Source organism: Streptomyces sp. NPDC050534 (genome assembly GCF_044457745.1).
GTDB lineage: Bacteria > Actinomycetota > Actinomycetes > Streptomycetales > Streptomycetaceae > Streptomyces.
In genome coordinates, this window is record NZ_JBITHF010000002.1 from 165,780 (window position 1) to 191,851 (window position 26,072).

Sequence of the window (26,072 nt, forward strand, 5' to 3'; positions counted from 1 at the left end):
GGACGGCGGACGGGTCTGCCGCCCGGAGCCGGTGACTGTGTGCCGTAGTGCGTCGCCGGTGGTACGGAGCCGACCGCCGGCCGTCGCGTTCCCGGCTCCCGTCGCGGGTACGTCGTGGCAGGTCGCGCGGTTTCCCGTGTCCCTTCTGGCGCCTAGGCTCGAGCCATGAGGGAACTGGCGGACACGGCAAGGCAGTGGGCGGCCCCCGGTCGCGGTGCGGCGGTCCTCGCGCGGCCGGTCACCGAGCGGGGATTCGGGCCCAGGAGGCCGGCCGATGCGCTCCTGATCGACGCGGACGGGACCTGCCACGGCAGTCTCTACCAGGGCGCCTTCGACCGGCGGCTGGCCGAGGAGGCCGCCACGCTCGCTCCCGGGCACACCGCCCGCGTGTGCGCGGTGGCCGTCCACGAGGACGGGGTCAAGGACGCGGGGCTGACCTGCGGAGGGCAGGCCGAGATCCTGCTCCAGCCGCTGCCCGCCGTCCCGGCCCGCTGGTGGGAGGTACTCGCGGGCGGCGGCGACGCCGCGCTGATCACCTGGCTCGACGAGCGGCGCACCCATGCCGTGAGCGTCGTGGTCACGCCGGGCCCGGGGCCGGACGACCCGGACCTGCCGCCGCAGGCCGCCGTTCGCGCCCGCGACCTGCTCGCCCGCCGTCGCGCGGGTCGTGAGGTGCAGGCCACCGACGCCGGGCTCGTCCTCATCGAGACCTGCCCCGCCGTCCCCCGTCTCGTCATCGTCGGCGGCGGTGAACTCGCCGAACTCCTGGTCTCCCAGGCGGAGTTGCTCGGCTGGCAGGCCACGGTGACCTCCGCCGCGCAGGACGCCGCCAAGCTCCTTGCGGAGCGTCCCGCGGCCGCCTGTCTGATCATGCTCAGCCACGAGCCCGAGGTCGACGTCCCCACCCTTCGCACGGCGCTCACCTCGGGCATTCCCTACGTGGGCGCGCTGGGCTCGCGCCACACGCAGGAGCGCCGGGCCGCGGGGCTGGCCGAGGCGGGCCTGGGCGAGCGGCTTGTCGGGCGCATCCACGGCCCGATCGGCCTGGACATCGGCGCCCGCACCCCGGCGGAGACCGCCATGGCCATCTGCGCGGAGGTCCTCGCGGCGCTCGTCCGTTAGCCGCGGATGCCGGCGTCCACTTCTGCTCCGTCACCGGGTGCTGCGATCACCTGGCCTGGGTGACCCGCCAGAGCCGGTACGGCAGTTCGCCCTCCTCGAAGGCATTCACGCCGTGCACGTGCCAGCCCTGTGCCAGGTCGTGCAGCAGGTCCGCGTCGAAGAAGTGGACGGCGACGCCGCCGTGTTCGTAGATGTTCTCGCCGCGGTGGACCCCGGTGCGGCAGTGCGGGTCGCCGGTGTGGCGGACGGTGTAGACGAGCAGGCCGCGGGGGCGCAGAACGCGGCCGGTCTCGTCGACCGCCGCCCGGATCTCCCGCCTCGTCAGCGCCGCGCACAGCACCATGGGCGCGAACACGGCGTCCACGCAGGCGTCGGGCAGCGGCAGCGGGTCGCGCAGTTCGGCCGTGTGCACCGTGAAGCCCGCGCGGGTGAGGAACGGGGCGTCCCGGCCGGCGCCGAGCACGAGCACCGTACGGGCGCCGGCGGCACGAAAGGCGCCGACGGCCCACCGGGCGGACGCCGAGGCGGCCGAGGAGGCCCCGTCCTGACGGTCGTGCGGTTCCTGCTGACGCAAGGTCGCCTCGCCGGTCGTCGAGTGGGACGGGACGTGCGCCCGGTCAACTCCGGTGGGCGGGACGGGTGTTCCAGCCGACACGCGGCGGCACGACGCGTGCGCGCCCGCAGTTGCGGCCGGGCCGCCGTCGATCGGGATGCGCATCCCGTCACCGCCTTGGCCGTTCGGTCCGTGCGTCTTCAGTGTGCACCGGTGCGCGCCGGCATCCGGAGGGCGGGGCCGATCCCGGGCATGGCAGTATCGGGCGCCATGAGGGCGGCTCCTTCGGTACGCGTGACGCGCGCGGCGGTGTTCGCCGCGCTGTGCGTGCTGCTCGCCGCCGGGGGCCACGCGCTGGCGACCGGGGCGGCACCGCACATGTGGGTGCAGGCCGCCGGGTTCGGGCCGGTCTTCGCAGCCGGCTGTCTGCTGGCCGGCCGCGAGCGGTCGCTGCCCGCCATCGGCGCGGGCACGCTCACGGCCCAGGGCGGGCTGCACCTCGCCTTCGACGCCGTACGGCCGCACATGGCTGTGCCGATGCACGGCATGGGCGCCATGCGGGGCATGAGCGGCATGAGCATGGCCCACCAGCACGCCCTCACACCGCACGCCACCGTCGCCCACGTCGGCGCGGCCGCGGTGCTGACGTGGTGGCTGCGGCGCGGCGAGGCCGCGGTGTGGTCGCTGCTGCGCCGGGCCGCCTCGCTCGTGCCGGGCCTCGCGGCCTGGTGGCGGGCGCGCGGCGGGACGTGGCGGGTGCCGGACACACGGGGCGCCGTACGCCTGGGGGCCGGTGGTCCGCGGCCGCTGCGACGGCTCCTGCTGCGGCACGCGGTGCAGCGGCGCGGTCCGCCGCCGGGAACGTCGTACGCGATCTGACCTCGACATCCCCCACCCGGTACGGAGTTCGACCCAGTCATGTCCCACACACGCACCGCCCTGCGCCGCGCCGGCGCCGTGACCGCCCTGGCCGCCGTCGGGGTCCTCGCCGCCGCGGGCGCGGCCTCCGCGCACGTCACCGTCCACCCCGACAGCTATGCGAAGGGCGCCACGGACGGCGTCCTGACCTTCCGGGTCCCCAACGAGGAGGACACGGCCAGTACCACCAAGGTGCAGGTCTTCCTGCCCACCGACCACCCCGTCCTCGGCGTGCTCGTCTCGCCGCCGCGGGACGGCTGGACGGCGAAGGTCACCGACACCAAGCTGAAGACGCCGATCAAGACCGACGACGGCACCATCACCGACGCCGTCTCCGAGATCACCTGGACCGGCGGGAAGATCGGCCCCGGCCAGTACGAGGACTTCAACGTCGCCTTCGGTCAACTGTCCGACAGCGGCGATCAGTTGGTGTTCAAGACCCTGCAGACCTACTCGGACGGGAAGACCGTCCGCTGGATCGAGGCGCCCCAGTCGGGCGGGGACGAGCCGGAGAACCCGGCACCCGTCCTCAAGCTCACCGCGAAGGCCGCCGGGGACGACGGGGGCGACGGGGGCGACAGCGGTACCGGGGCCGACGGCTCCGGCGCCTCGGCACCGGCGTCGAAGGCCCCCGCCGGCTCCGCGTCCGCCTCCTCGGACAGCAGCGACTCCACCGCCCGCGGCCTCGGGATCGCCGGGCTCGTCGTGGGCGTACTGGGCCTGGCGGCGGCCGCGTTCGCCCTGCTGCGCGGCCGCTCCGGCCAGGCATCCTGACGGCCGCTACCGCTACCGCCGCCGCAGCACCTGGGTGACCCCCGCCGCGACGAGCGCCGCGCCCAGCCCGGCTCCGGCCAGGGCGAGGGTCCTGGCGCGTCGTCCCGGCGGGGCGGGCCGCACCTCCGGGCCCGTGGCGTACGCGCTGCCGTGCGCGCCCCCGGGCAGGCCCGAGGCCAGCAACTCCGCCAGGTGCACCCCCTCGTGGCCGCCGCTGTCGAACTCGTGGACCTGGGTGCGGCAGCTGAAGCCGTCGGCGAGGAGGACGGTCCCCTCGTCCTCCTCGCGCAGCCGGGGCAGCAGGACCCGTTCCGCGCAGGCCTCGCTCACCTCCAAGTGGCCGCGTTCGAAGCCGAAGTTGCCGGCCAGCCCGCAGCAGCCGGCCTCCAGCTGCTCGACGTCGACGCCGGCCCGCTTCAGCAGTTCCCGGTCGGCGTTCCAGCCGAGCACCGCGTGCTGGTGGCAGTGCACCTGGGCCAGCGCCCGCGCCGAACGGTCCGGGACCTGCGGCGGCCGGTAGCCGGGGGAGTGCTCGGTGAGCAGCTCCGCCAGCGTCACCGTCTGGTCGCGCAGCCTGCGCACGTCCCGGTCGCCGGGGAAGAGGTCGCCCATGTCCGAACGGAACACGGTGGTGCAGCTCGGCTCCAGACCCACCACGAGCCCGCCGGCCCGGACATGCCCGGCGAGATGCCGCACGGTGCGGCTCAACACCCGCTCGGCCATGTCCAGTTGACCGGTGGAAATCCAGGTCAGCCCGCAGCACAGCGACTCCTCGGGCAGTTCGACCCGCCACCCGGCGTGCTCCAGCACCTCCACGGCCGCCCGTCCGACGTGCGGGTGGAAGAAGTTGGTGAAGGTGTCCGGCCACAGCAGCACGCTGCCGCGCGACCCGTCGCCGTACGTCTCACGGCGTCCGGCGAACCACTGCTGGAGCGACTGCTCCGCGAACAGCGGCACCTCCCGGTCCTCGACCCCCGCGAGCGCGCGCGCCGCCTTCGACAGCGGCGGGGTGTGGGTGAGGGCGTTGACGAGCGGGCCGAGACGGGCACGGCCGACGGCCTGGGCGACGAGCGGCAGCCAGCCCATGGAGAGGTCGGACCGCGGCCTGCGCCAGGGCCGTCCCGCGTAGTGGTGGGAGAGGAACTCCGCCTTGTAGGTGGCCATGTCGACATCGGCCGGGCAGTCCTTCTTGCACCCCTTGCAGGACAGGCACAGGTCGAGCGCGTCACGCACCGCCTCGGACCGCCAGCCGTCCTGGACGGCGCTGTCGCCGTGCCCGTCGAGCATCTCGAACAGCAGCCGCGCGCGCCCGCGCGTGGAGTCCTCCTCCTCGCGCGTCACCTGGTACGAGGGGCACATCACCGAGCCGCCGTCGGTGGTGAGCTGCCGGCATTTGCCCACGCCCACGCACCGGTTGGCGGCCTGGGCGAACGACCCGCCGTCGTCCGGGAACTGGAAGTGCAGGTCACGGGGGGCGTACGGGGCCCAGCCGGCGCCGAGGCGGAGGTTCTCGTCCAGCCCGTACGGTGCCACGACCTTGCCCGGGTTCATCCGGTCCAGCGGATCGAAGACGGCCTTCAACCGCCCGAAGGCCTCGACCAGTTCGTCCCCGAACATGCGCGGCAGCAGTTCGCCCCGGCTCTGCCCGTCCCCGTGCTCCCCGGAGAAGGACCCGCCGAACTCGGCGACCAGGTCCGCCGCCCGCTCCATGAACCGCCGGTAGGCCGCCACCCCGTCGGCCGTGTACAGGTCGAAGGGGATACGGGTGTGCACACAGCCCTGCCCGAAGTGGCCGTAGAGGCTGGGCCCGGTGTCGCCGAGGTAGCCGAACTCCTCGTACAGCTTGTTCAGCCGACGCAGGTAGTCGCCCAGCTTCTCCGGTGCCACCGCCGAGTCCTCCCAGCCCTCGAAGGTGTCGGCGTGCTCCGGGACGTGCGCGGTGGCGCCGAGCCCGGCCTCGCGCACCTGCCACAACTCGTCCTCGTGGGAGGGGTCGTCGAGGAAGGCGACGTCGGCCTCGTGCTCGGACTCGTGCAGGCCCCGCAGCATCCGGTGCGCGCGCTCGTCGGCCTCGTCGACGGTGTCCCCGCCGAACTGCACCATCAAGAAGGCGTTCCCGTCGGGCATCTGCTCCCGCGCCTTCGGATTGAGGCCCTTGATCCGCTCGTCCCTCAGCAGCCGCGCGTCGAGACCCTCCAGCGCGATCGGCTCGTACGGCAGGATCGCCGGTACGGCGTCGGCGGCCACCGCGATCTCCGGGAATCCGAGGACGACCAGCGTCCGTTCCCTGACCACGGGCACCAGCTCCAGCTCGGCCCGCACCACGGTGACCAGGGTCGACTCGCTGCCGACGAGCAGCCCGGCGACGTCGAAGCCGTGCTCCGGCAGCAGCGAGTCAAGGTTGTAGCCGGAGACCCGGCGCGGGATGTCCGGGTAGCGGCGGCGCACCTCTTCGCCGTAGCGGTCGCGCAGGGCGCGCAACTGCCGGTAGACCGTGGCCCGCAGGTCGCCCTGCCGCTCGATCTCGGCGAACTCCTCCTCGCCGGTCTCACCGCACCAGAAGCGGGTGCCGTCGTAGAGCAGCACCTCCAGGCGGGCGATGTTGTCGACGACCTTGCCGTGCGCCTGTGCCGTGGCGCCGCAGGAGTTGTTGCCGATCATGCCGCCGATGCAGCAGTTGGCGTGCGTGGCGGGCTCGGGGCCGTAGCGCAGCCCGGTGGGCGCGAGCTGCCGGTTGAGCTCGTCAAGGACGATGCCGGGCTGGACGACGCAGGTGCGCGCCTTCTCGTCCACGGACTCCAGCCGGTTGCAGTACTTCGACCAGTCGATCACCACGCCCGCGTTGGTGCACTGCCCGGCCAGGCTGGTGCCGCCGCCGCGGGAGAGGACGGGGGCGTCGTGCTCGCGCGCGACGGCCACCGCCTCGGCGGCCGCCTCGGGGGTGCGGGGCACGACCACGCCGATCGGGGTCTGCCGGAAGTTCGAGGCGTCGGTGGAGTACGCGGCCCGGCTGCCGGGGTCGAAACGGATCTCTCCGTCCACCCGCTCACGCAGCGCGGCCTCGAGCCGCGCGATGTCCACCGGGGGCGCGGCTCCGTCGCGGACGACGGGTTCGGGCAGGTCCAGTGCGCCCATGGAGGCCCTCCTTCGGTCGCCGTACGGCAAGAGAACGGGAGCGCCGGGTACCCAGGCCCGGACGGGCCATCCGCCCTGCCGGCTACCTCGCCCCGTGCTCCTCGGCGAGCCGCGGCAGCAGACCGCACATCGCCTCGTGCTGGTCCGGGCCCATGACGCGGGACAGGGCCCCGGTGACCGTCGAGGCGAGGGTGGCGGAGGTGTCCTCCAGGAGGCTGCGCGCCTTGTCGGTGAGGGCGACCTCGATGCCGCGCCGGTCGCCGCAGACCGACTTGCGGGTCACCAGGCCGGCGTGCTGCAGGCAGGCGATCTGGTAGGTGAGCCGGGTCTTGGGCCGGCCGAGGAGCTCCGCGATGCGCGTCATCCGCAGGCCCTCCCGGGGCGACTCCGCGAGCAGGCACAGGATCAGGAACTCGTCGTGCGAGACGTCGAGCCGGTCCTTCACCACGGACCGCAGCTCCTGCTCCACCGCTCCCATGGCCGCCAGCATCACCATCCACGCCCGCAGCTCCTCGGGCAGCAGTCCGCCGCCCTGCGCGGACGGGCATTCGGGCAGGTCGCCGGTGTGCTCCTCGGGGTCGGCCATGGTGCCGAGTCTAACCGTTGTCCATTTTTGGACGAGACGGTTGTCCAGATTTGGATAACGGGCTAGCGTGTGGTCATCCAAAATTGAATCAAATGCTGGGAGAAGCGCATGACCGTCGCCGTCGAAACCGGTGTGTGGCAGCTCGACGCGACCGCCTCCACGGTCGCCGTACGCCACAGGACGATCTGGGGTCTCGTCACCGTCAAGGGAGCCTTCGGCGCCGTCGGCGGACAGGGCGAGGTGCGTCCCGACGGCTCCGCCACCGGCACCCTGACCCTGGACGCCGCGACCCTCGACACCAAGAACAAGAAGCGCGACGACCACCTGCGCTCCGCCGACTTCTTCGACGTGGCGAGCCACCCCGAGATCACCTTCGCCGTGCGCGAGGCACGGGCCGGGGCAGGCGACACCGTCGAGGTCTCCGGTCAGCTCACCGTGCGCGGCGTCAGCCGTCCGCAGACCCTCACCGCGCGGCTGGCCGGCGCGGACGCCGACGCACTCACCCTGGAGACGGAATTCGCCGTGGACCGCGCCGAGTTCGGCCTCACCTGGAACCAGCTGGGCATGATCCGCGGCCTGACCACGGTCACGGCCGCGCTCCGCTTCGTGCGCCCTCCCGCGGCCTGACGGGCGTCAACGGCCCCGGTGCGTACGGGAGTCGGCGCGCCCCTTCAGCTGGATGTAGGTGCTCGACAGCGTCTGCGGCGTCGCCGTGAAGGCCCGCAGACGCAGGCGGGTGCTCGGCTTGGTGGGCAGGGCGTACTTCCCGGCGGCCGGGCGGATCTCCATCCGTACGGTGCTGTGGGCGGGCACCGTGGCCGGACCCCGCACCAGTGACCAGTACTTGCCGGAACCCTGGTTCGTCGTGACCATGAAGTGCGGCGTCAGGGCGCTGCCGTCCACGTTCGTGACCTGGAGCGTCAGCCGGGAGACGACGTCCGCCGACAGGCGCCGCACCGCGGCGACGCGCATGCGCAGCGGCGGCGTCCCGGTGGCCGCCACGGCCGCGCTCGCCAGCGCCGGGGCGACCAGGAGCACGCAGGTCACGATCAGCGCCGTACGGCGGTGCGGACCGCGCAGCGGACGCGGGCGCGGCTGCCAGGCGCGGGCGAACTCCGACGGGGGAGCGGTGACCGCCGCCGCCAGCCACAGCGGCGTCATCATCAGGTAGTAGCCGTCCTGGGAGCGGGTCGCCAGGTAGAAGGCGCACCAGGGCAGGACGGTCGCCGCGGGCCCCAGGCGGCGCATGAACAGCACCAGCAGCGCGAGCAGGGCCGCGGCCAGCAGCAGGCTGGCGTGCCCGTACCAGTCGAGCCGGTCGCTGCCGTCGGTGAGGTACAGGGAGATGTCCCCGAGGCCCTGCCCGTGCAGGGTCGCCCCCTGGGTCAGCGGCAGTGCGATGCCCGCGAGCCAGGTGCCCGGCTCGCTCACGATGAAGTACGTGTTGATCAGCAGCCACACGATCGCGTCGATGCCGACGATCCGCAGGGTCACCAGCGTCGCGGCGCGCCGGCCCAGTTCGCCCCGGCGCACGGCGTAGATCCCGGCCAGCAGGAACGGCGCCAGGAACCACGGCAGTTGCTGCGTCGCGCACGCGGCGCCCAGGCACACGGCCCGGGCGACGCCGGCCGGTCCCAGCCGGCCGCCCCGCCCGATCCGCGGCCAGTACATCACCACCGGGATCAGCAGGGCCAGGGCCGTGATCGCCGGGTAGCCGAGCCGGGCGTAGGTCGGCAGGAAGCCGAAGCCGAGGCAGGCCATGGTGGCCGCCGACCGCCACGGCGTGGGGAGCATCCGCCACAGCACGACGGTGCCGGCGACGAGGGCGCCGGTGCTCACGGCTGTCGCCGGGGCGCCGCCGTGGCCCAGCCACAGCAGCGGTGCGGTGAGCAGAGGGGCCAGCGGCGGATAGCCGTAGGTGAAGTCGTAGCCGCCGCTCACGGTGGGGGTGAGCGCGATGCCGTGGCCGAAGAGCCACGGCCAGGGCTGCCCGTAGACGGGGTGGCCCGCGACGAGCTCATGGGCGGCCTGGGTGGTCAGCATCGCCTCGTCGGAGCCGCCGTGGTTCATGACCCAGGTGCACAGGGCGAGCGTCACCGCGGTGACCAGGACGCAACCGTCCAGCCGTGCCAGCGAACGGGCCCGGCGCACCACCAGCGTCAGCACTCCGCACACCAGGATCGAGGCGTAACAGACCGAGATCACCGCGGCCACGGGCAGCCGGTGGCTGGCCGCCTGGACCCACACGGAGCGGGTGCCGATGAAGAGGCTGACATCGGCGAGCAGCGTCAGGACGCGATGCCACTGCGCGGGCGGTTGCGGGATGGGGGTACCACCCGCTCGAGCGGAGTCGAGAGTGGGGGAGGGCACCGCCGACCGTGTCCGCCGACCGCGTGCCACCAGCCGAGTTTCTGCCAAGTGCACGTCAGGTGACGCTAGACGCGCCCGGTGAGCGGGGCGTGGCGGGAGGTGAAGAGTCCGGTGTGAGGCCGGTAAGAAGCCTCGAGCGGGCAGGAACCGGTCATTCCAGACGTCGCGGCCGGCTCCTCCCGGCACGGTTGTGGCGGTCGCGGACCGTGTCGCTGTTGGGCCGAACGGGTGACTTGGCGTAAGAATTGGCTGGTGCAGGCATGGAGTGCGAGTGAGTTGGGGGAACCGGTGAACAGCCACGACGTCACCGATGAGCAGTGGGCGGGCCTTGCGCAGGTCGTACCGCTGCGGGGGCGCGACGCCTGGCCGTCCGCGGTGGACCACCGCTCGCTGCCCGAGGCGGAGACCGAGATGCGCCGCCGCTTCGTGGTGCTCCGGGTGAACGTCTTCGCCGACGCCCGCGACGTCGCCGAGACCCTGATGGCGGGCATCCCCGTCCTCCTGGACCTCACCGGCGCGGAGTCCGAAGTCGCCAAGCGGGTCCTGGACTTCAGCACCGGGGTCGTCTTCGGCCTGGCGAGCGGCATGCACCGCGTCGACCGCAACGTCTTCCTGCTCACCCCCGCGGACACCGAGGTCACCGACCTGATGGAGAGCGCCGGGATCTCCGGCGTCTGACCGCGGTCCCCTGATCGGGCCGCGGTCCCCCGATCGTAGGAAGCTCACGACGACGTAACGGTTCACCTCACGGACGGGGATCTACGGTCCGGACATGACCCTGTCGCCTGCGGACCGCCCGGGCCCCGTCCGCCCCTGTCTCACCGAGCTGCGGCTGTCCGCCTTCGCCGGGCACCGGGGGACCGGGTTCGGGCTCGGGCCGGTCACCGTGCTCGCCGGGGGCAGCGGGCGCGGGAAGACGACCGCGCTGCGGGCGTACGAGGCGCTCGCGCGGCTCGGCGGGGGCGCCGAGGTGGCGGAGGTGTTCCCGGACGCGGGCGCCTGTGTACCCGACCGGGCGCGGCCCGACGCGCAGCGGCGGCGGGGTTTCCGTATCGGCTGCACCGCCGACGGGCCCGAGGGGCCGGTCCGGCTCGACGTCGCCGTGCAGGCCGAGCCCGAACTGCGCGTCGTGGGCGAGCGGTTGACCGCCGGCGGCCTGGTGCTGCTGGAGACCGCCCTGCGCGACCCCTCCCGCCGCACCGTGCAGGCCGCCTGGCACACCGCCGGCTCCGCGCCCGTGACCCGCGCCCCGCTGCCCGACGACCTGCTCGGCACCGCGCTGCTGCCCCTGCGCGTGGCCGGCAAGACCGACGGGCAGCGCCGGGTGCTGGCCGCCGCCGAGCAGATGGTCGTGGCCCTGCGGTCCGTGTTCGCCTGCGATCCGCGCCCGAGCCGGATGCGGGCCCCCGTGCCGATGGGCTCCGGCCGGCTCCTGGGCGGCTGCGACAACCTCGCCGACGTCCTGTGGCGCACCAGCGTCGAGTGCGGGCGGCGCCACGCCCTGCTCGTCGACGCCTTGCGCGCCGGATGCCCGGGACCGGTGGCCGACGTGCTCGCCGAGCCGCTCGGCGACGGCACCGTGCGGGCCCTGCTCGACCGCGGCGACGGCTTCCGTACGGCCCTGCGGCGCCTGGGCGACGGCGAGTTGAGGTATCTGGCCCTCGCCCTGGTCCTGCTGACCGGCCCGGGCGTGCTGGACGTGGACGCCGCCGGCGAGGTGCCCGCCGCGATGCAGACCCTCACCGTCCTCGCCGACGGCTTCGACCGCTCCCTCGATCCGCGGCAGCGACGGGAACTGCTGCGGCTGGCCGGGCGGATGGGCGTACGCGGACACATCCGCGTCGTCGCCGCGGTCAGCGACGCGTCGTGGATCACGGGGGCGGACGGAGTGCGGGAGGACAGGGCGGACGGCGCGGAGGGGAACGGGGTCGATGGGGGCGGGGTGGACGGGACGGCTGGTGTCACGGTGGTACACCTGAAGCCGTGAACGAACCCCAGGGCCCCCGGGGCGGCCCCCCGCGCGAACCCCTCGACGTCGCGAGACTGCAGCGCAGGCTGGCCGACTTCGCGGCCGCCCGCAACTGGCAGCCGTACCACACGCCCAAGAACCTGGTCGCCGCGCTCAGCGTGGAGGCGTCCGAACTCGTGGAGATCTTCCAGTGGTTGACGCCGGAGGAGTCGGCCCGCGTCATGGACGAGGCGGAGACCGCGCACCGTGTGACGGACGAAGTCGCCGACGTCCTCGCCTATTTGCTCCAGCTGTGCGAGGTGCTGGGCATCGATCCGCTCGCGGCGCTGGACGCGAAGATCGACCGCAACGAACGGAGATTCCCCGCGCCGTAAGGCAGTTGCGAGGAGTGGTTCAGTCCACTTTCACTCTCCGGAGTCAAATTCCGGCCTGAAATCGATTTGTTGTCCACAGATTTCCGTCTTGCTCTGGCTTTTCGTCCCACACGCCCTCACTCTGGGTAGTGGACAACGGAGTTCGGGCAGACGCGTGGGCAGCGCGTCGGGACGGACGGGGGCAGCGCATGGACGCTGTGCGGCTCATCGTGACGAGCAGATGTGCCCTGATAGGCAGCTGCGGCACGCCGGAGACCATGACGGAGGTGTGGCAGGCACAGGCCCTGGCGCAGGCGATCGGCAGCCGCCTCGCAGTGGCCGGCCCGCCCGAACTACGCGGCGAGGCACTGGGGTTGACCGAACTGGCGGGCCGCGGCTGCGGCGTCCTGGACACCCCGCGCCTCACCACCGAAGAACTGCGCGCGGCCCAGCTCACCGAGTTGGGCGACGCCCGCCAGGCGCTCCTGTGCCTCGGCGGGCTGCTCGGCGAGGTGAGCATCGCCCTGGTGGGCGTCGCCTGCGCCGCGGGCGAGGAGGGCACCTACTGGCAGTGCATGGAGGCCATCGACGCGGCGGACGAGGCCAGGGACCGGGTGCGGGAGATGCTGCGCAGGCTGGCGGACCGGGAGGAGGCGTTACCGGAGAGGGAGGCGGGCTAGGGGGGCTGACAATTCCCGTCGGCCGCCCGGAGGCCGGGCGTGGCCGGTGTCAGCCGGTCTCCGCCTCCTCGGTGCCCCGCCCCGCCGACTGCAGGTCCGCGTCCAGTGCCGACAGGTCCGCGTTCAGCGCCGCCATCAGCTCCTCCATCTGCTGCAGCAGCCCCTTGGGCCGGCCGGTGCCCTCGCCCTGCTGCGGAACGGACTCTTCGGACATTGGCGGCCTCCTCGACCCCGGGCCCCGGCGAGGCCCATGCGGGTGACACACCGGCGAAGACCGGCCGGTGCGGGCGCCGGGCTGTCCGGCTCCGCACGCCCAACGATCGCCATAAGGCCCGGTCACTGGCGTGTGCGTGCCACGGGCGCGGCGTTGACGGATTTCACCCGACCGAGGACGGACGTTCCGCAGGACGCCGGTGAGGCCGGCCGGCTCCGGGACGTGCAGGATGGGCGTATGGATCTTCGCATCTTCACCGAGCCCCAGCAGGGTGCCTCCTACGACACGCTTCTCACCGTGGCGAAGGCCACCGAGGACCTCGGCTTCGACGCATTCTTCCGCTCCGACCACTATCTGCGCATGGGCTCCGGGGACGGCCTGCCGGGCCCCACCGACGCCTGGATCACGCTCGCCGGCCTGGCCCGCGAGACCAGCCGCATCCGCCTCGGCACGCTGATGACGGCCGGCACCTTCCGGCTGCCCGGCGTGCTCGCCATCCAGGTCGCGCAGGTCGACCAGATGTCCGGCGGCCGCGTCGAACTGGGCCTGGGCGCGGGCTGGTTCGAGGAGGAGCACAAGGCGTACGGCATCCCCTTCCCGAAGGAGAAGATCGGCCGCCTGGAGGAGCAGCTCGAGATCGTCACGGGCCTGTGGCGGACGAAGCTCGGCGAGACCTTCGACTTCCACGGCACCTTCTACGACCTCACGGACTCGCCCGCGCTGCCCAAGCCCGCCCAGGAACGCATCCCGGTGCTGATCGGCGGTCACGGCGCGACCCGCACGCCGCGCCTCGCGGCCCGGTTCGCCGATGAGTTCAACATGCCTTTCGCCGGCGTCGAGGACAGCGAGAGCCAGTTCGCCCGCGTCCGCGCCGCCGCCGTGGAGGCCGGCCGGGCCCCGGACGACCTCGTCCTGTCCAACGCCCTGGTCGTCTGCGTCGGCAAGGACGACCAGGAGGTCGCCCGCCGCGCCGCGGCGATCGGCCGCGAGGTCGACGAGCTGAAGGCCAACGGTCTCGCGGGCACCCCGTCCGAGGTCGTCGACAGGATCGGCCGCTACGCGGAGATCGGCTCCCGCCGCATCTACCTCCAGGTCCTCGACCTCTCCGACCTGGACCACCTGGAGCAGATCTCCTCCCACGTCCAGTCGCAGCTGTCGTAGGAGGAGCGAAAAGGCCCCGGCCGTCGTGGCAACGGACGGTTCCGGAAGCCGTAGGAATATACAAAGGCGCCGGTCGGCAGCCGTGTGCGAAGGTGGGACGGTCGTCCTGCCGAGCCCCCAGGATCACCGTTCCTGGGGGCTTTCGCGCGCACGGCATCGGAAAACCGTCCACCGGCCGGAGAGGCCCTGCCCATGTTCCTGACCATCACCACGACCGGCACGCCGGAACGCCCCGCCACCGACCTCGGCTTCCTGCTCCACAAGCATCCCGACAAGGCGCAGGCGTTCTCCACCTCCTACGGGACGGCGCACGTCGTCTACCCCGAGGCGGAGGATCAGCGCTGCACGGCGGCGCTGCTGCTGGAGGTCGACACGGTGGCGCTGGTCAAGCGGGGCAAGGGCAAGGGGCGCGGCGGCGCACCCGACGCGGCGCTCGCGCAGTACGTCAACGACCGCCCGTACGCTGCCTCCTCGCTGCTCGCCGTGGCGCTGAGCAGCGTGTTCTCCAGTGCGATCAAGGGCACCTGCCACGCCAGGCCCGAGCTGCCGGCGCAGCCGCGCCCGCTCCGCATCGAGGTGCCCGCGCTGCCCGCCCGCGGCGGCCCCGAGCTCGTACGGCGGCTCTTCGAGCCGCTCGGCTGGACGGTGGCCGCCGAACCGGTGGCCCTGGACAGCGAGTTCCCCCAGTGGGGCGACTCGCGGTACGTGCGCCTGGTCCTGGAGTCCGGGGCGCTGACCGTCGCCGAGGCGCTGCGCCACCTCTACGTCCTGCTCCCCGTCCTCGACGACGCCAAGCACTACTGGGTCGCGCCCGACGAGGTCGACAAGCTGCTGCGCGCCGGTGAGGGCTGGCTGCCCGCGCACCCGGAGCAGAAGCTGATCACCAGCCGCTATCTCTCGCGCCGTTGGTCGCTGACCCGGCAGGCGATGGAGCGCCTCGAACTGGTGCGGCTCGCTGAGGCCGACGACAGCGAGGTCGAGGAGCTGGACAACGCGGTCGGCGCCGAGACCGAGGACGAGGAGAAGCCGGCTCCGCTCGCCGTGCTGCGCAGGGACGCGATCATCGAGTCCCTGCGCGGGTCCGGCGCGGCCCGAGTCCTCGATCTCGGCTGCGGACAGGGCCAGTTGGTGCAGGCGCTGCTCAAGGACCCGAAGTTCACCGAGATCGTCGGGGTCGACGTGTCGATGCGCGCGCTGACCATCGCCTCCCGGCGGCTGAAGCTGGACCGCATGGGCGAGCGCCAGGCCTCGCGCGTCAGGCTCTTCCAGGGCTCGCTCGCCTACACCGACAACCGGCTCAAGGGCTACGACGCCGCCGTGCTCAGCGAGGTGATCGAGCACCTCGACCTGCCGCGGCTGCCCGCCCTGGAGTACGCGGTGTTCGGCGCGGCCCGTCCGCGCACGGTCCTCGTGACCACCCCGAACGTGGAGTACAACGTCCGCTGGGAGTCCCTCCCGGCCGGCCACGCCCGGCACGGCGACCACCGCTTCGAGTGGACCCGCGAGGAGTTCCGCGCGTGGGCGGACGCGGTGGCCGAACGGCACGGCTACGGCGTTCGGTTCGTGCCGGTCGGGCCGGACGACCCGGAGGTCGGACCGCCCACGCAGATGGCCATTTTCGAATGGAACACAGCCACGACGCTCACGACGAACGAGAAGGAGGCGAAGGCGGCATGACCGAAGCAGCAGAGCGCAAGGGACGGGTTCTCCCCGTCACCGACCTCTCCCTCGTCGTGCTCGTCGGCGCCTCCGGCTCCGGCAAGTCGACCTTCGCCCGCCGGCACTTCAAGCCGACCGAGGTGATCTCCTCCGACTTCTGCCGCGGACTGGTCTCCGACGACGAGAACGACCAGAGCGCGACCAGGGACGCCTTCGACGTCCTGCACTACATCGCGGGCAAGCGGCTGGCCGCAGGCCGCCGCACGGTCGTCGACGCCACCAGCGTGCAGTCGGACGCCCGGCGTCAGCTGATCGAGCTGGCCAGGCAGTACGACGTGCTGCCCATCGCCGTCGTGCTGGACGTCCCGGAGGAGGTGTGCGCCGAGCGCAACGCGGCGCGCACCGACCGGGCCGACATGCCGCGCCGGGTCATCCAGCGCCACATCCGTGAACTGCGCCGTTCGATACGGCACTTGGAGCGCGAGGGCTTCCGCAAGGTGCACGTCCTGCGGGGTGTCGAGGACGTCGAGAACGCCACGGTCGTCACCGAGAAGCGCTTCAACGACCTGACCCACCTCACCGGCCCGTTCGACATCGTCGGCGACATCCATGGCTGCGCCTTCGAACTGGAGTCGCTGCTGGGCAAGTTGGGCTACACCGACGGCGTCCACCCGGAGGGGCGTACCGCCGTCTTCGTCGGCGACCTCGTCGACCGCGGCCCCGACAGCCCGGGCGTCCTGCGCCGCGTGATGTCGATGGTGAAGTCGGGCAACGCCCTGTGCGTGCCCGGCAACCACGAGAACAAGTACGGCCGGTACCTCAAGGGCCGCAAGGTTCAGCACACGCACGGACTCGCCGAGACCATCGAGCAGATGGAAGGGCAGAGCGAGGAGTTCACGCGGGAGGTTCGGGAGTTCATCGACGGGCTCGTCAGCCACTACGTCCTCGACGGCGGCCGGCTGGTGGTCTGCCACGCCGGTCTGCCGGAGAAGTACCACGGCCGCACCTCCGGCCGGGTCCGCTCGCACGCGCTGTACGGCGACACCACCGGCGAGACCGACGAGTTCGGGCTGCCGGTGCGCTACCCGTGGGCGGAGGACTACCGCGGCCGCGCCGCCGTGGTCTACGGCCACACGCCCGTCCCCGAGGCCACCTGGCTCAACAACACCATCTGCCTGGACACCGGCGCCGTCTTCGGCGGCAAGCTGACCGCGCTGCGCTGGCCGGAGCGCGAACTGGTCGACGTACCGGCCGAGCAGGTCTGGTACGAGCCGGCGCGTCCGCTGCGCACCGAGGCGCCCGGCGGGAACGACGGCCGGCCGCTCGACCTGAACGACGTGCACGGCCGCCGGGTCGTGGAGACCCGGCACCAGGGCCGCGTCGCGGTCCGCGAGGAGAACGCGGCCGCAGCCCTGGAGGTCATGAGCCGCTTCGCGGTCGACCCGCGCCTGCTGCCGTACCTGCCGCCGACCATGGCACCGACGGCCACGTCGAAGGTGGAAGGGTATCTGGAGCACCCGGTCGAGGCGTTCGCGCAGTACGCCGCCGACGGGGTCGAGCGGGTCGTGTGCGAGGAGAAGCACATGGGCTCGCGGGCCGTGGTGCTGGTGTGCCGGGACGCCGAAGCGGCACGGAAGCGGTTCGGCGTTGGGGGTACCTTCCGCTCGAGCGAAGCCGAGAGTGGGGGAGGTCCTACGGGCTCCCTCTACACCCGCACCGGACGGCCGTTCTTCGACGACGAGGCGGTGACGGAGGAGGTCCTCGGTCGCGTCCGCACGGCGGTCGGCGAGGCCGGCCTGTGGGACGAACTCGGCACGGACTGGCTGCTGCTGGACGCCGAGCTGATGCCGTGGTCGCTGAAGGCGTCCGGGCTGCTGCGGTCGCAGTACGCGGCCGTCGGCGCCGCGTCCGGCGCGGTGTTCCCCGGCGCGCTGGCCGCGCTGGAGGGCGCCGCGGCACGGGGCGTCGAGGTGACGGACCTGCTGGCCCGCCAGCGTGAACGCGCCTCGAACGCGGCCGCGTTCACGGACGCCTACCGCCGCTACTGCTGGACGACCGAGGGCCTGGACGGCGTGCGCCTGGCGCCGTTCCAGATCCTCGCCGTCCAGGGCCGCAGCCTCGCGGGGCTGCCGCACGACGAGCAACTCGCCCTGCTCGACCGGCTGGTGGAGCACGACGGCAGCGGCCTGCTGCAGACCACCCGGCGGCTCTACGTCGACACCGGCGACCCGGAGTCGGTGCGGGCCGGCGTCGACTGGTGGCTGGAGATGACCGGCCGCGGCGGCGAGGGCATGGTCGTCAAGCCGGTGGGCGCGCTGGTGCGCGGCACGGAGGGACGGCTCGTGCAGCCGGGCATCAAGTGCCGGGGCCGCGAGTACCTGCGGATCATCTACGGTCCGGAGTACACGCGCCCCGACAACCTGACCCGGCTGCGCACCCGCTTCCTCAACCACAAGCGGTCGCTGGCGATCCGCGAGTACGCCCTGGGCCTGGAGGCCCTGGACCGGCTGGCGGAGGGTGAGCCGCTGTGGCGGGTGCACGAGGCCGTGTTCGGGGTGCTGGCGCTGGAGTCGGAGCCGGTGGACCCGCGGCTTTGAGCCATTCGTGAGCCGTGCTCAGGTACCGCTTGTGTCTCACACGCCCCCCGCCTAACTTGAACACCCGCACGAATCAGGGGAGTTCGGGAAGGGCGGGGCAGGCGTGGAGATCAAGAAGGTCGTCGTCCGCGAGGAAGAGAAGACCAACCGGCAGCCGCGCATCGTGGAGAAACGGCCGACCCGCTGACCGGGCGGCGCGGCCTGCGCGTCCAGCTCGTGACGATGCCCTGGCATCCGATCGATCTGCCGTCGCTCCAGGTGGGCCTGTTGCACACGCTGCTCTCGCGCACCCGTCCGCACGACGAGGTACGCGAGTTCCACGGCTCCCTGCGCTGGGCGGAGTTCCTGCTGGAGCGCTCCGGCGGCCGGCTGCGGCCCGGCGACTACGTACGGGTCGGCAGCGACTCGATCTTCCACGGCCTGGGCGACTGGGTCTTCTCCGGTGTGCTCTACGACGACCCCGGCTGGGGGAGCGAGCGGCTGCGGGACTACGCCGAGCGGCGCTCGCTCACCGTCGGCACCGCCCGCCAGATGCGTGCGCACGCGGCAGGGTTCGTCGCCGAGTGCGCGGACGCGGTGCTCGCGGACGAGCCGGACGTCGTCGGCTTCACCACCACGTTCATGCAGAACGTCTCCTCGCTCGCGCTGGCCCGCGAACTCAAGTCCCGCCGACCGCGGTTGAGGGTCGTCTTCGGCGGCAGCAACTGCGACGGACCGATGGGCCGCGCCCTGCACCGCAACCACCCCTTTGTCGACCATGTGGTGCGCGGCGAGGCGGAGTACGCCTTTCCGGCGCTGCTGCACCACATCGAGGAGGGCACACCGCCCGCGGACGTCCCCGGCCTGTGCTGGTGGGACGGCGAGCGCTCCCGCGCCAACGAGGAGTCCCGGCGCACGGTGGCGCCCGCCGACATCCCCTCACCCGACTACGACCAGTGGCAGCGGGCGCTGGACGCCTCCCCGGTCGCCGAGTACGTACACCCCAAGCTGGTCGTCGAGGGAGCGCGCGGCTGCTGGTGGGGCGAGAAGCACCACTGCACCTTCTGCGGGCTCAACGGCTCGGCGATGGCCTTCCGCGCCAAGCCCGGCGAACGGCTGTGGGACGAGGTCGGCCGGCTGGTCCGCCGGCACCGCATCCTGGACGTGGTCACCGTCGACAACATCATCGACATGGCGTACTTCAAGGACTTCCTGCCGCGGGCGGCCGCCAGCGGCTGGGATCTGCGCATGCACTACGAGGTCAAGTCCAACCTCACCCCCGCCCAGCTCGCCCTCCTCGCGGAGGCGGGCGCCGTGCACATCCAGCCCGGCATCGAGAGCCTCGGCAGCAGGGTCCTGGACCTGATGGACAAGGGCGTCACCGGCGCCCGCAACGTCCGCACCCTGCGCGAGTGCGAGAACCACTCCCTGACCTGCTCCTGGAACCTCCTCTACGGTTTCCCGGGCGAGAGTGCCGACGACTACGCCCACGTCGTCGACCAGCTCCCGGCCCTGGTCCACCTGCAACCGCCGAGCGGCGCCCACCGCATCCAGCTGGAGCGCTTCAGCCCCCACTTCGACGACCCCGGCCTCGGCTTCGGCAAGCGCCGCCCCGCCGAGATGTACCGGCACGTCTACGACCTGCCCGAGGACGAACTCGCCGATCTGGTCTACCTGTTCGACACCGAGGACGCGGGCATCGGGGGAGCGGTGGAGACCCGGCTCAGGCAGGGGGTCGAGCGCTGGCTGCTGGGGCACCCCGGCTCCCGGCTGACCTTCGCCGAGGACGGCGACGCCCTGCTCGTCCACGACCACCGCCACGGCTGGCCGCGGCGCACGCACCGGTTCACGGGGTGGCGGGCGGCCGCCCTGCGCAGACTGGAGGACGGGCGGAGCGCGGCGGCCCTGCACCGCCTGCTGACCGAGGACGGCCACCGGGCGCCGGACGGGGCGGAGTTGGCCGAGTGGCTCCAACAGGCGCTCGCGCTTGGGCTGTTGTTCCGCGACGGGCCGACGTACGTCTCCCTGCCCACCTGGCGGGTGCCGGTGCGGGTGGACGGGCCCGGGTATGAGTACGGGATGTTCTATCACCGGCGCGGTCCCGGCTTCGTCACCGTCATGGACCGCAGGGACAAGGGGGCGGCGGCGCGCTACACGCTCGACGACCCCGACCTGCTCGCGACCTTCGACCTGCTGCAAACGCCCACGCCGATGCAGGAGTTGAGCGACATCCAGCGCGAAGCCGTCTCCCTGCTGGCGGCCGAGGGGCTGGCGCTGGTCGGCGACGACGGCCGGGCGGTGGCCCTGCCACCGCGGATAGGACGCTGGCCCGTGCCCTGCACGGGCATCTGACGGTGACCGTCCCGCCGGACGGTCGCCCCCTGTGGCGCCACCGTCCCTTCGTCCTGCTCTGCGCGGAGCAGACGGCCGGCTCCGTGGGCCGCCAGATCACCGCGCTCGCGCTCATCCTCCTGGCCGTGACCGAGCTGCGCGCGGGGCCCTTCGACGCGTCCGTGATCCTCGCGCTGACGTATCTGCCGGGAGCGGCGCTGAGCCCGTTCGCCGGGGTGCTCGCCGACCGGGTGCGGCTGCGCCGCCTGCTCGTGCTCGCCACCGCCCTGCAGGCCGTGGCCGTCGGCTCGGTCCCGCTCGCCCGCGCGGCGGGACAGCTCACCTGGCCGCACCTCTACGCGGTCGCCGCCGTCTCCGGAACCCTGACCTTCACCCTGTCCGTCGGCCTCCAGGCCGCGCTGCCCCGGGTCGTGGGCGCCGCACGCCTGCTCGCCGCGAACTCCGCGCTGACCGGCGCCCGTACCGTCGGCCAGATCGGCGGCCCGGCCGCGGGTGGTGTCCTCGTCGGCCTCGTGGGCACCGGCCCGGCGCTGACGGCGGGCTGCGCCGCGTACGCCGTGGAGGCGCTGGTACTGCTCGCCCTGCCGTCGGCCCTGAACAGCCCCGCCGCACACGGGGATGCCGCCCGCCCCTCGCCGGCCGCCGCGCTGCGGGCGGGCCTTGACGTCGTCCGCCGGGAACGGCGGCTGCTCCGCATGACGGCGGCGGGCGCCGGCCTCAACCTCGGCAGCGGTGCGGTGGCCGCCCTCTACGTGCTGTACGCGACCCGCGAACTCGGCTTGTCACCCTGGCGGTTGGGGGCGACGTACGCCCTCTTCAGCGGAGCCACCGTCTTCGGGATCCTGGTGTCCGGGCGGTTCGGCGAGCGCGTCGGGGCGTGGCGGGCGACCAGGATCTGCGGGCCGCTCGCGGGCGCCGCGATGTTCCTGGTCCCGGCGGCGGCCCTGGGCGCGCCCTTCCCGCTCCTGCTCGGGTACCAGCTCGTTTACGGCCTCGCCGTCACCGTCTGGTCCATCTCGATGACCACGCTTCAGCAGCTGGCGGCGCCGCCCGGGCTCCAGGGCCGCGTTGCCGGCGTCACCCAGGCGGTGCTCCTGATGACGGTGCCGGTGGGGGCCCTGGGCGGCGGGGCGCTGGCGGCGGCGCTGGGGAACGTGCCGGTCCTGGTGGCGTCGGCGGCGGTGGCGCTGGTGTCGGGGGCGACGCTGTGGGCGCCGGTGCGCGCGGACCACGGGGAGAAGAAGGCCGCGCTAGCCGACCAGGCGCAGTGAGGCCGCGGCCACGCCGACCCGCACCGACTGCCCCCACGTCAGGTGCAGCGCGTCCGTCTCCATGCCGTCCCCGAAGGCGACGAACCGCTCCGACTCGACGGTGACGTGCAGCCCGCCGGACGCGGTGAGTTCGCCCGCGACCAGCGACGTACCGGTCGCCGGGGACGGCCACGCCTCCCGCACGAACCACAGCAGACGGCCCTCGGTGGGGCGCGGCAGGGGCAGGGCGCCGCCCCGTTCCTGCCACACCGACCGGATCCAGCCGGTCGCCCCGGTCCCGGTCCCCACCAGCACCCCGGAGGATGCCTGGGCCTCGACGGCACCCCCGTCGTCCTCGAGGCCCAGGCGGTATCTGGCCGTCTGGTGTCCGACGGCGCCGAGGTAGATCTCGTTGAGGGCCACCAGCCGCTGGGTGTCGTCGGCGACGGCCTCGACCATGGTGAGTTCGTCCGCGCCGGTGACGGGCGCCGCGGGCAGCAGCGTGGGCGCGTCCGCGGGGCGGTGCCGCACCAGCACGCCGGGGTTGCGGCCGGGATCGGTGTCGATGCCGATCACCGGCTGCCCGGCCAGGTACTTGGCGGTGTTCGCCACCAGCCCGTCCTGCCCCACCACGACCACGACGTCCTCCGGCGCGAACAGGAAGCGGTCCAAATCGGCGCGTTCCACCGTCGCCTGACGCCAGGTCAGCGGGATCGCGGCCGTCACCTCTGCCAGCGCACGGCGGCTGCGGCTGTGCCGGTCCGCGACCTCCTCGATGTCCCGCCCCCGGGTGGACAGGAAGAAGGCGGCCTGTCCGTGCGTGCCGTGGTGGGCCACCAACTCCTCGTACTCCGTGGTGCGGTGGACCAGCACGGCGCGCGGCGCGAGGCTCACGCCGGCTCCCCGTTGCCGAGCCGGGCGAGCAGCCCCGTCAGCACGTCCGGCGAGATGGTCACGCTGTCGATGTGCGGCAGGTTCTCCGCCAGCCGGGTCCCGGTGAGGGCGTGCAGGGTCGCCACGTCCACCTCGGCGTGCACCCGCAGCCAGGCCGCCTGCGCCTGGGCCCGCGCCTCGCCCACCTCGCGCGCGCCCTCGGCCTCCGCGCGGGCCAGCCGTACCGCCTTGGTGGCCTCCGCCTCCGCCAGCCGCACTGTCCGCGCCGCCTCCGCGTCGGCCCGCACCGCGTCCGCCGCCGCGTGCTCCTCGGCCTCGCGGCGGCTGTTGGTGCCGCGCTGCTCGACCAACTGCTCCTCACGGCGGGCGAGTTCGATCTGGCTGGCCAGTTCGTTCTCGGCGATGGTCCGCTCCCGCTCGACGGCCACGGCCCGGCGCTCGTAGGTCGCCCGGTCGGCCTCCTGCTGGATCTGCTCACGGGCCGGGGTGCGCAGGGCCCGCTCCACCTCCGGTTCGGGCCGCAGCGCGACCACGCGCACGGCGACCACCTCGATGCCGGTGGCGGGCAGCCGCGGCTCCGCGCCCAGCCCCGCCGCGACCCGCTCCCGCACCGCCGCGACACCGTCGACCAGCGCCGACGACAGCGGTGTCCGGGCCAGCACGTCCAGCGCGTGCTGCTGCGCCGTCTCGGTCAGCAGCGTGCCCAGCTGCTCCAGCGGCGCGCCCCGCCACACGCCCGTGTCCGGGTCGACGGAGAAGTCCAGCCGGGCCGCGGCGAGCGCCGGGTCGCTGATCCGGTAGGTCACCGTCGCCTGCACCGCCACGTCCTGGAAGTCGGACGTACGGGCATGGAAGGTCATCGCCAGCTCCCGGTCGTCGACCGGTACTTCCGACAGTGCCGCGGTCAGTGCACGGAACCAGAAGCTGAGTCCCGGCCCGTCGTGCAGCAGGTGCCCGTCGCGGTGGTGCCGGATGTGCGCCGTCGGCGCCCCGCGCAGGTGGCGCCAGCCCAGGCGCCGGGTGATGTCGGCCATCGGATCCCCTCTTTTTCGTCTCTTCGACGATAATCGGGGGAGCCGTTTATCGTCAAGAGGACGAAAACAAGAAGTCGCGGAAACCTCACAGCGGCGGGTCAAGACGCCCGTCGATGGTCAGGATGGAGGCATGGCATTCCATGTCGACTCCGAGGCCGGGCGGCTGCGCCGCGTCATACTCCACCGGCCAAATCTCGAGCTCAAAAGGCTCACGCCCAGCAACAAGGACGCCCTCCTGTTCGACGACGTGCTCTGGGTGCGCCGGGCACGCGCCGAACACGACGGATTCGCCGACGTCCTGCGCGACCGCGGGGTTGCGGTCCACCTCTTCGGCGACCTGCTCACCGAGGCCCTGGAGATCCCGGCGGCCCGCACCCTCGTCCTGGACCGGGTCTTCGACGAGAAGGAGTACGGCGTCCTCGCCACCGACCACCTCAGGGCCGCCTTCGAGAAGCTCCCCGCGCCGGAGCTCGCCGAGGCCCTGGTCGGCGGCATGACCAAGCGCGAGTTCCTCGAGGGGCACACCGAGCCGACCTCCGTGCGCTTCCACGTCATGGACCTCGACGAATTCCTCCTCGCCCCGCTCCCCAACCACCTCTTCACCCGCGACACCTCCGCCTGGATCTACGACGGCGTCTGCGTCAACGCCATGCGCTGGCCGGCCCGGCAGCGTGAGACGGTCCACTTCGAGGCGATCTACCGCCACCACCCGCTGTTCCGCGCCGAGACGTTCCGCGTCTGGTCCGAGGGGCAGGCCGACTACCCCTCCACCATCGAGGGCGGGGACGTCCTGGTCATCGGCAACGGCGCCGTCCTGATCGGCATGAGCGAGCGCACCACCCCGCAGGCCGTCGAGATGCTCGCGCACAAGCTCTTCGAGGCGGGTTCGGCCGAGACGATCGTGGCCCTCGACATGCCGAAGCGGCGGGCCTTCATGCACCTGGACACCGTGATGACGATGGTCGACGGCGACACCTTCACCCAGTACGCGGGCCTCGGCATGCTGCGCTCGTACACGATCGAACCCGGTGCCGCGGACAAGGAGCTCAAGGTCACCGACCATCCGCCGGAGCACATGCACCGCGCGATCGCCGCCGCTCTCGGGCTGAGCGAGATCCGGGTGCTGACCGCGACGCAGGACGTGCACGCGGCCGAGCGCGAGCAGTGGGACGACGGCTGCAACGTGCTGGCCGTCGAGCCGGGCGTCGTCGTCGCCTACGAGCGCAACTCCACCACCAACACCCATCTGCGCAAGCAGGGCATCGAGGTCATCGAGATCCCCGGCAGCGAACTGGGCCGGGGCAGGGGCGGCCCGCGCTGCATGAGCTGCCCGGTGGAACGGGAGGCGGTCTAGGCGTGTGGGCTGTACAGACCCGCGGTCTGTATAGGCATGCAATTCTTCGTATAGACTTCCAAGAGTAGACGTTCCCGCATTCTGGAGTGCCCCCATGGCGACAGTCCCGACCGCCCTCGCAGGCCGCCACTTCCTCAAGGAGCTCGACTTCTCCGAGCAGGAGTTCCTCGGCCTGATCGAGCTGGCCGCCGAGCTGAAGGCCGCCAAGAAGGCGGGGGCCGAGACGCGGTACCTGAGCGGGAAGAACATCGCGCTCGTCTTCGAGAAGACCTCGACGCGCACACGCTGCGCGTTCGAGGTCGCGGCCGCCGACCAGGGGGCCTCGACGACGTACCTCGACCCGTCGGGCTCGCAGATCGGGCACAAGGAGTCCGTGAAGGACACCGCGCGCGTGCTCGGGCGGATGTTCGACGGGATCGAGTACCGCGGACACGGTCAGGGTGTCGTCGAGGAGCTGGCCGCGTACGCCGGGGTCCCCGTCTACAACGGGCTCACCGACGAATGGCACCCCACCCAGATGCTGGCCGACGTGCTCACCGTGACCGAGCACACCGACAAGCCGCTGACCGGGACGGCCTTCGCCTACCTCGGCGACGCCCGCTACAACATGGGCAACTCCTACCTGGTCACCGGCGCCCTGCTCGGCATGGACATCCGCATCGTCGCGCCCCGGCTGCTGTGGCCGGACCAGACGATCGTGGAACTGGCCCAGCATCTCGCAGTGGCGTCGGGCGCCCGGATCACGCTCACCGACGACGTGAAGGAGGGTGTGCGCGGCGCCGACTTCATCGCCACCGACGTATGGGTGTCGATGGGGGAGCCCAAGGCGGTCTGGGACGAGCGCATAGGGCTCCTCGGCCCCTACGCCGTGACCATGGACGTCCTGCGCGCCACCGGCAATCCCGACGTGAAGTTCCTGCACTGCCTGCCGGCCTTCCACGACCTCGGCACCGACGTCGGCCGCGAGATCCACGAGCGCCACGGGCTCACCGAGCTGGAGGTCAGCGACGAGGTGTTCGAGTCCGAGCACTCCGTGGTCTTCGACGAGGCCGAGAACCGGATGCACACCATCAAGGCGGTCCTGGTCGCGACCCTGGCCTGACCCGCGCGGCCGGCGG

General features: G+C 72.8%; 22 protein-coding genes. 15 read left to right on the forward strand and 7 right to left on the reverse strand.

From position 1 onward, the window contains the following. Window positions 1-165: 165 nt before the first annotated feature. On the forward strand, window positions 166-1,122 hold the full coding sequence (locus ACIBN2_RS06355) for an XdhC family protein (RefSeq protein WP_399133035.1): 957 nt from the start codon (window positions 166-168) through the stop codon (window positions 1,120-1,122). Between the two features lie 46 nt (window positions 1,123-1,168). On the opposite strand, the gene ACIBN2_RS06360 is transcribed toward ACIBN2_RS06355, so the two are convergent. Further along, the gene (locus ACIBN2_RS06360; RefSeq protein ID WP_399133036.1) at window positions 1,169-1,840 is read right to left on the reverse strand and encodes a methyltransferase domain-containing protein; all 672 of its coding nucleotides are present in this window, start codon (window positions 1,838-1,840) and stop codon (window positions 1,169-1,171) included. Window positions 1,841-1,945: 105 nt separating this feature from the next. On the opposite strand from ACIBN2_RS06360, the gene ACIBN2_RS06365 reads away from it, so the two are divergent. Then, window positions 1,946-2,554, forward strand: coding sequence for a hypothetical protein (locus tag ACIBN2_RS06365; protein WP_399133037.1), 609 nt, complete (start codon window positions 1,946-1,948; stop codon window positions 2,552-2,554). 39 nt (window positions 2,555-2,593) lie between these two features. Beyond that, window positions 2,594-3,367, forward strand: a complete 774-nt coding sequence (locus tag ACIBN2_RS06370) for a YcnI family protein (RefSeq protein ID WP_399133038.1) — start codon at window positions 2,594-2,596, stop codon at window positions 3,365-3,367. 12 nt (window positions 3,368-3,379) lie between these two features. On the opposite strand, the gene ACIBN2_RS06375 is transcribed toward ACIBN2_RS06370, so the two are convergent. Then, window positions 3,380-6,502, reverse strand: coding sequence for an FAD-binding and (Fe-S)-binding domain-containing protein (locus ACIBN2_RS06375; protein WP_399133039.1), 3,123 nt, complete (start codon window positions 6,500-6,502; stop codon window positions 3,380-3,382). 82 nt (window positions 6,503-6,584) lie between these two features. Continuing rightward, window positions 6,585-7,088 carry a MarR family winged helix-turn-helix transcriptional regulator gene (locus tag ACIBN2_RS06380; RefSeq protein ID WP_399133040.1) on the reverse strand — a complete coding sequence of 168 codons (504 nt, stop codon included), beginning with the start codon at window positions 7,086-7,088 and terminating at the stop codon, window positions 6,585-6,587. 108 nt (window positions 7,089-7,196) lie between these two features. On the opposite strand from ACIBN2_RS06380, the gene ACIBN2_RS06385 reads away from it, so the two are divergent. Further along, window positions 7,197-7,715 (forward strand): YceI family protein, encoded by a 519-nt coding sequence (locus ACIBN2_RS06385; RefSeq protein WP_399133041.1) that lies wholly within the window; start codon window positions 7,197-7,199, stop codon window positions 7,713-7,715. A gap of 6 nt (window positions 7,716-7,721) precedes the next feature. Here ACIBN2_RS06385 and ACIBN2_RS06390 read toward each other — a convergent pair whose 3' ends face one another. Beyond that, on the reverse strand, window positions 7,722-9,458 hold the full coding sequence (locus tag ACIBN2_RS06390; RefSeq protein ID WP_399133042.1) for a hypothetical protein: 1,737 nt from the start codon (window positions 9,456-9,458) through the stop codon (window positions 7,722-7,724). Window positions 9,459-9,746: 288 nt separating this feature from the next. Here ACIBN2_RS06390 and ACIBN2_RS06395 point away from each other — a divergent pair, with 288 nt between their 5' ends. The 4 genes from ACIBN2_RS06395 to ACIBN2_RS06410 all read left to right on the forward strand — a co-directional run bounded on the left by ACIBN2_RS06395 (window position 9,747) and on the right by ACIBN2_RS06410 (window position 12,460). After that, complete coding sequence (locus ACIBN2_RS06395; RefSeq protein WP_399133043.1) at window positions 9,747-10,136, forward strand: cell division protein SepF; 390 nt, start codon at window positions 9,747-9,749, stop codon at window positions 10,134-10,136. A gap of 94 nt (window positions 10,137-10,230) precedes the next feature. Beyond that, on the forward strand, window positions 10,231-11,445 hold the full coding sequence (locus ACIBN2_RS06400; RefSeq protein WP_399133044.1) for an AAA family ATPase: 1,215 nt from the start codon (window positions 10,231-10,233) through the stop codon (window positions 11,443-11,445). Then, window positions 11,442-11,801, forward strand: a complete 360-nt coding sequence (locus ACIBN2_RS06405; RefSeq protein WP_399133045.1) for a nucleotide pyrophosphohydrolase — start codon at window positions 11,442-11,444, stop codon at window positions 11,799-11,801. The genes ACIBN2_RS06400 and ACIBN2_RS06405 overlap by 4 nt, the downstream gene beginning before the upstream one ends. Window positions 11,802-11,989: 188 nt before the next feature. Then, window positions 11,990-12,460, forward strand: coding sequence for a DUF6099 family protein (locus ACIBN2_RS06410; protein WP_399133046.1), 471 nt, complete (start codon window positions 11,990-11,992; stop codon window positions 12,458-12,460). Between the two features lie 49 nt (window positions 12,461-12,509). On the opposite strand, the gene ACIBN2_RS06415 is transcribed toward ACIBN2_RS06410, so the two are convergent. Then, complete coding sequence (locus ACIBN2_RS06415) at window positions 12,510-12,674, reverse strand: hypothetical protein (protein WP_399133047.1); 165 nt, start codon at window positions 12,672-12,674, stop codon at window positions 12,510-12,512. A 237-nt stretch (window positions 12,675-12,911) separates the two neighbouring features. Between ACIBN2_RS06415 and ACIBN2_RS06420 the strand changes: the two genes are divergently transcribed. From ACIBN2_RS06420 to ACIBN2_RS06440, 5 genes are all read left to right on the forward strand, one after another. Continuing rightward, entirely contained in the window at window positions 12,912-13,835 is a 924-nt protein-coding gene (locus ACIBN2_RS06420) for an LLM class F420-dependent oxidoreductase (RefSeq protein WP_399133048.1), read from the forward strand. A 192-nt stretch (window positions 13,836-14,027) separates the two neighbouring features. After that, window positions 14,028-15,512: a 3' terminal RNA ribose 2'-O-methyltransferase Hen1 gene (locus ACIBN2_RS06425; RefSeq protein ID WP_399133049.1), complete on the forward strand. Its 1,485-nt coding sequence runs from the start codon at window positions 14,028-14,030 to the stop codon at window positions 15,510-15,512. Next, window positions 15,509-18,091: a polynucleotide kinase-phosphatase gene (locus tag ACIBN2_RS06430; RefSeq protein WP_399133050.1), complete on the forward strand. Its 2,583-nt coding sequence runs from the start codon at window positions 15,509-15,511 to the stop codon at window positions 18,089-18,091. The genes ACIBN2_RS06425 and ACIBN2_RS06430 overlap by 4 nt, the downstream gene beginning before the upstream one ends. A gap of 216 nt (window positions 18,092-18,307) precedes the next feature. Further along, on the forward strand, window positions 18,308-20,422 hold the full coding sequence (locus ACIBN2_RS06435) for a RiPP maturation radical SAM C-methyltransferase (protein WP_399133051.1): 2,115 nt from the start codon (window positions 18,308-18,310) through the stop codon (window positions 20,420-20,422). Window positions 20,423-20,424: 2 nt separating this feature from the next. Then, window positions 20,425-21,693, forward strand: coding sequence for an MFS transporter (locus ACIBN2_RS06440; RefSeq protein ID WP_399133052.1), 1,269 nt, complete (start codon window positions 20,425-20,427; stop codon window positions 21,691-21,693). Here the strand turns inward: ACIBN2_RS06440 and ACIBN2_RS06445 are convergent. Together ACIBN2_RS06445 and ACIBN2_RS06450 are read right to left on the reverse strand one after the other, a co-directional pair. Then, a complete protein-coding gene (locus ACIBN2_RS06445) occupies window positions 21,673-22,566 on the reverse strand; it encodes a hypothetical protein (protein ID WP_399133053.1) in 894 nt (297 codons plus the stop codon). The two genes, ACIBN2_RS06440 and ACIBN2_RS06445, sit on opposite strands and share 21 nt — an antisense overlap. After that, on the reverse strand, window positions 22,563-23,600 hold the full coding sequence (locus tag ACIBN2_RS06450; RefSeq protein ID WP_399133055.1) for an SPFH domain-containing protein: 1,038 nt from the start codon (window positions 23,598-23,600) through the stop codon (window positions 22,563-22,565). Before ACIBN2_RS06450 ends, ACIBN2_RS06445 begins: the two co-directional genes overlap by 4 nt. A gap of 130 nt (window positions 23,601-23,730) precedes the next feature. On the opposite strand from ACIBN2_RS06450, the gene ACIBN2_RS06455 reads away from it, so the two are divergent. Beyond that, a complete protein-coding gene (locus ACIBN2_RS06455; RefSeq protein ID WP_399133056.1) occupies window positions 23,731-24,954 on the forward strand; it encodes an arginine deiminase in 1,224 nt (407 codons plus the stop codon). Window positions 24,955-25,048: 94 nt separating this feature from the next. Continuing rightward, a complete protein-coding gene (gene argF, locus ACIBN2_RS06460) occupies window positions 25,049-26,056 on the forward strand; it encodes an ornithine carbamoyltransferase (protein ID WP_399133057.1) in 1,008 nt (335 codons plus the stop codon). Window positions 26,057-26,072 lie beyond the last annotated feature (16 nt).